At 67.8% G+C, this 770-nt stretch carries 2 pseudogenes; both read right to left on the bottom strand.

The features are described 5' to 3' along the window. Positions 1 to 440: pseudogene (locus Y705_RS19120) on the bottom strand (nicotinate phosphoribosyltransferase); the annotation flags it as partial. Continuing rightward, positions 436 to 770 (bottom strand): annotated as a pseudogene (locus Y705_RS23655) (nicotinate phosphoribosyltransferase); the annotation flags it as partial. The pseudogenes Y705_RS23655 and Y705_RS19120, both read right to left, overlap by 5 nt.

Raw genomic sequence — 770 nt, 5'->3', positions numbered from 1 at the left:
CCCGCCTCGAGGTTGGAGGTGCTCGCGAAACCACCGATCACGGCGGACCGCGCGGCGGCCACCGCGGCCTCCTCGTGGGTGCGGCGCGAGCCCATCTCGATGCAGGGGCGCCCGGCGGCCGCCCCCGTCATCCGCGATGCCGCTGCCGCAATGGCGCTGTCGTGGTTCAGGACGGATAGCACGAGGGTCTCGAGGATGCAGGCTTCGGCGAAGGTCGATTCGACGATCAGGATGGGCGAGTGCGGAAAGTAGGCTTCCCCTTCCGCGTACCCGAAGATGTTGCCGCGGAAGGAAAACTCCGCGAGCCACTCGAGTGTTGGATCGTCCACGACGAAGTTCGACGAGAGGAAGTCCAGCTGCTCCGACCCGAACCGGAAGGTCGCCAGGGATTCGAGCAGCCGGCCGGTGCCTGCCACCACGCCGTACCGGCGGCCGCGCGGCGGCCACCGCGGCCTCCTCGTGGGTGCGGCGCGAGCCCATCTCGATGCAGGGGCGCCCGGCGGCCGCCCCCGTCATCCGCGATGCCGCTGCCGCAATGGCGCTGTCGTGGTTCAGGACGGATAGCACGAGGGTCTCGAGGATGCAGGCTTCGGCGAAGGTCGATTCGACGATCAGGATGGGCGAGTGCGGAAAGTAGGCTTCCCCTTCCGCGTACCCGAAGATGTTGCCGCGGAAGGAAAACTCCGCGAGCCACTCGAGTGTTGGATCGTCCACGACGAAGTTCGACGAGAGGAAGTCCAGCTGCTCCGACCCGAACCGGAAGGTCGCCA

This window comes from Arthrobacter sp. H41, from assembly GCF_000520535.1.
Taxonomy (GTDB): Bacteria; Actinomycetota; Actinomycetes; order Actinomycetales; family Micrococcaceae; genus Arthrobacter_D.
The sequence above is the reverse complement of the archived record's forward strand: the minus strand, read 5'-3'. Positions and strand labels throughout refer to the sequence as shown.